Here is a 3,570-nt window from a genome sequence, read left to right as displayed (position 1 = left end):
ATATAATAAAACATCTATTATTTTATTTGTATTCTGAAAAGCTATTCAGATTTTCCAATACAGAAATCTTATCAGTTCAACTTTGAAACTTTCTCAGTCTACTTTTTCGCTCTTATTCGTCAGATAAGCTACTATCATCCTCATAAAAACAAAAGAACATCCTCAAAAAAACGCTCAAATCAGACCAAACAAAATTTAAATCGGTTTATTTCAAAAAACAACAAAGTTATAATGATTTTAATTCGTCCTCGAACATCTGTTCTAACACACGACGCAAATAAGAACGAGAGCCGGAAAAGTTATTTACAATAATAGCCACAGCATATCTTTTATTCCCTGAATCATAATATCCGGCATAACTTTGCACATGTGCCATACTGCCGCTTTTCAATCGCATTCTTTTCGAAAGAGACGAATTTTTCAAAAACGAACGTACCGTACCACTTACTCCCGGACACGGTAACGAAGAATAAAATATTGTCTGCAAATTTTTATCGGAAGCCATAAAATCGAGTACCCGACATAACATTTCGGCAGAGATACGGTTTACCGGAGACAAACCGCTACCGTCATACATAACAAGATCATCCCCAAACACTCCTTTCTCTTTCCAAAAATGTTTCAATACCTCGATACCTTTCGATACCGATGCTTCCGGATAACGAGACAAAGCGATCCAACGCAATAAAGCTTCGGCATACAAATTATTACTGTTATGATTTACAATACGGATAATATCAGATAAACGGTCTGAAGAATAACGAAACAGCATAGACCTATCGGATAAAGGTTTTGTTTTGTTATTTTCATTCAATATACGCATCGTTACAGGTGTACCTGTTACTTTGATTCGGGAAGCTTTTAAAAAAGACGCCATTTCATTAGCAAAAAACAAAGCAGGATCAGGTAAATCTCCTTTTATGACAAAACGATCCTGTTTTTCAGGAATACTCCCATAAATATACCTTCGTAAAGAAAAAGGAGCTCCATATATATAGGCACTATCAATCGCATTACTGCTCGAAACAAGATGATTAGAAAAACTTAATCCGGATATTTCCGGTTCTACTCCGATAATAACAGGCGTCGAGCCTTTTGCCCCCGAACGCAATATCAGACGATAAGTATTATCTCTGTAATTAATGCCATAGCAACCTGCCGCAAAATAATTCCCGACATCTTCCCATAGCCATTTCGGCGAAACTCCTTCTGTGTCGAACCGGCTGTCATCGGCAATAATGCACCCTTCTATACGATGAATACCTGCATTTTCAAGCTCTTTCAACAAACGATTCCGGAAATCAAAAACCCGACGTGTACCATATTCCGAACCTAATGTAGGGTCTCCGCACCCCTGAATATATAAATCACCATAAAGCACACCGTCTTTTCCGATATACCCCGAATATTGTACATCAGTATAAAAACGATGTTCTCCCCCATATATTCCGAGAACTGTTGCCGATGTCAGTAACTTCAATGCCGAAGCCGGAAGAAGTAACCGTTGAGAGTCATAAGATGATACTATTTCTCCCGTTTCAATATCCATAATACAAAAACCTACCGATGCAGAACGCAATTCAGGCAAAGATACAAAACGAGATATACCCATCCCGGCATAAGAAAAATAGAACAATCCCGACCACAGGAAAACAATAATATATTTTAGTTTTATAATCGCACTCATATTAAAATGTCTGATTTTCAAAACAAAAATAACCGATTTTCAAAGAATATACAATCTTACTCCGATTTTATATCTCAAAATCGAAATGGATAGTTCAAAAAAATAAAAAAGTATCGTACATTTGTTTCAAGATATAAAACTTCTTGAACTATTTAATATAAGAGAATCGAAATGTTATTTTCTGAAGAAAACTATGAAACCCATAAACGCGGCCGCATAGAAGTAATTTGCGGATCGATGTTTTCAGGAAAAACCGAAGAATTGATAAGACGGCTCAAACGTGCAAAAATAGCTCGACAAAAAGTCGAAATCTTCAAGCCGTCCATCGATATACGCTACTCGGAAGAAGAGATCGTGTCTCATGACAGCAATTCCATACAATCGACTCCGGTAGACAGTTCTGCAAGCATACTATTACTATCAAGCGGTGTAGATGTCGTAGGTATCGATGAAGCTCAATTTTTCGATCAGGGCATCGTCGATATCTGCAACCAGCTTGCCGATCAAGGAACACGGGTTATCGTAGCGGGATTAGATATGGATTTTAAAAAAGTACCTTTCGGGCCTATGCCCTATTTGTTATCAATTGCCGATGAAGTGACCAAAGTTCATGCCATCTGTGTAGAATGCGGTCATTTAGCTAATTATTCCCACCGACTTATAGACAATGATAAAAGAGTTTTATTGGGTGAAAAAGGAGAATATCAGCCACTTTGCCGTACGTGCTATAATAAAAAACATGCATCGCAAGAATAGATTTCACACCCGTTATATCAATTCATTATCAAGTATAATTAAAATCGAGCAATCATGTATCTTTCACGCCGTCCTTACACTTTTGACCGGGTTACCCGAATCATATTCAGTATAGCAATTCTTGTCGGAACGTTCTATCTGATAAATTTGCTGAAAGGTGCACTTCTACCATTTCTCGTTGCATGGCTACTGGCCTACCTCATGCATCCGATTGTAGAATTTTTTCATAATAAATGCCGCATCAAGAACCGAGTAGTTGCGATCTCGGCAACTTTATTGTCGGTCGTTCTTTTTTTCGGATTGCTCGGATGGATTTTCATACCATCTATTATAGAAGAGATGGATAAAATGAAAATTCTCATTCATAATTATATATCAACGGATAATACGATACCTTTTCTTCCTGAAAGTTGGCACGATTATATCCGGGAAAAAATCGATTTCGAACAGATCGCACAAATGATGAATAAAGAAGACTGGAAAAAATTGATCGAAACAACTGTTACTCAAGCCTGGTCTTTTCTTACCGGATCGGTAAACCAAATTATCACCATTGTAAGTTGGTTTATAGTATTGTTGTATCTGTTTTTTATCCTACTCGATTATGAAAAGATCATCATCGGCTTTCGAGGTCTCATTCCTCGCCGTTACCGCAGAACAGTATTAGGAATACTCACCGACGTGCAAGTAAGCATGAACCGGTATTTCAGAGGTCAGTCTCTCGTTGCCTTTTTAGTCGGCATTCTTTTCAGTATCGGATTTCTTATCGTCGGACTACCCCTTGCTATCGTATTGGGATTATTTATCGGACTACTAAATATGGTGCCTTACCTGCAAATCATCGGAGTTATTCCGACAGTTTTGTTATGTCTGATAAAAGCCTCTGAATCGGGACAAAACTTTTGGCTTTTGTTCGCAGCATGCATGGCTGTTTTCATCATAGTACAGTTAATTCAAGATATAATTCTCGTCCCTCGCATCATGGGACATGTCACAGGATTAAATCCGGCAATTATACTTCTATCTCTATCGATATGGGGAACTCTGCTCGGTGTTATCGGCATGATTATAGCACTTCCTCTCACATCGCTCGTGTTGGCTTATTATCAAAAATACATCTTAAAAGA

The 3,570-nt window shown here is 37.8% G+C and carries 3 protein-coding genes; 2 read left to right on the top strand and 1 reads right to left on the bottom strand.

The window, feature by feature from the left end; genetic code table 11:
• Positions 1–226: 226 nt before the first annotated feature.
• On the bottom strand, positions 227–1,687 hold the full coding sequence (gene dacB / locus AC1WHX_RS11270) for a D-alanyl-D-alanine carboxypeptidase/D-alanyl-D-alanine endopeptidase (protein WP_302545434.1): 1,461 nt from the start codon (positions 1,685–1,687) through the stop codon (positions 227–229).
• Positions 1,688–1,858: 171 nt separating this feature from the next.
• Between dacB and AC1WHX_RS11265 the strand changes: the two genes are divergently transcribed.
• Together AC1WHX_RS11265 and AC1WHX_RS11260 are read left to right on the top strand one after the other, a co-directional pair.
• The gene (locus AC1WHX_RS11265; protein ID WP_009319522.1) at positions 1,859–2,443 is read left to right on the top strand and encodes a thymidine kinase; all 585 of its coding nucleotides are present in this window, start codon (positions 1,859–1,861) and stop codon (positions 2,441–2,443) included.
• 54 nt (positions 2,444–2,497) lie between these two features.
• Positions 2,498–3,570, top strand: a 1,073-nt coding sequence (locus AC1WHX_RS11260; protein ID WP_481229376.1) for an AI-2E family transporter, incomplete at its 3' end; no start/stop codon positions are given.

It is taken from the genome of Coprobacter sp., from assembly GCF_982436375.1.
Note: the sequence above shows the minus strand (reverse complement) of the source record. Positions and strands in the feature narration are given on the sequence as shown.

Bases quoted from the DNA above. Each gene is read 5' to 3' on its own strand.
- dacB (WP_302545434.1), bottom strand. From the start codon at position 1,687: ATGAGTGCGATTATAAAACTAAAATATATTATTGTTTTCCTGTGGTCG.
- AC1WHX_RS11265 (WP_009319522.1), top strand. From the start codon at position 1,859: ATGTTATTTTCTGAAGAAAACTATGAAACCCATAAACGCGGCCGCATA.